Origin of the sequence: Thiomicrorhabdus cannonii, from assembly GCF_013391695.1 — a bacterium.
Taxonomy (GTDB): Bacteria; Pseudomonadota; Gammaproteobacteria; order Thiomicrospirales; family Thiomicrospiraceae; genus Thiomicrorhabdus; species Thiomicrorhabdus cannonii.
Window position 1 is genome coordinate 1 of sequence record NZ_JACBGH010000039.1, and the last position, 424, is coordinate 424.

Sequence of the window (424 nt, forward strand, 5' to 3'; positions counted from 1 at the left end):
CACTGAAACTGTTTGGCGAATTGCAGGCCGCCGGATTCACCGGTACCTACTGCCGGGTCACCGAATTCATCCGGCGCTGGCGGGCCGATGGCGGTGCAGCCGTCAGTAAAGCCTTCGTTCCGCTCCACTTCGAGTTGGGCGAAGCCTTCCAGTTCGACTGGAGCGAAGAGCATCTGGTCATTGGCGGGGTCTGGCGCACGATTCTCGCCTCACATCTGAAACTCTGCGCCAGTCGGGCCTTTGTCGTTCAAGCCTCTCCGACGCAAGGTCACGAGATGCTGTTCGATGCCCATACCCGCTCGTTTGCGGCGCTGGGTGGCATTCCCCGGCGCGGCATCTACGACAATATGAAGACGGCCGTGGATAAGGTGCAGAAAGGCAAATCCCGCATCGTCAATTCGCGCTTCTCGGCGATGGCCTCCCA

General features: G+C 60.4%; 1 protein-coding gene. It reads left to right on the forward strand.

Annotated elements, in window-relative coordinates; translation table 11 throughout:
• Positions 1-424 (forward strand): transposase (locus tag HZ297_RS11870; protein WP_178863979.1); only part of this gene is annotated, 424 nt, incomplete at both ends.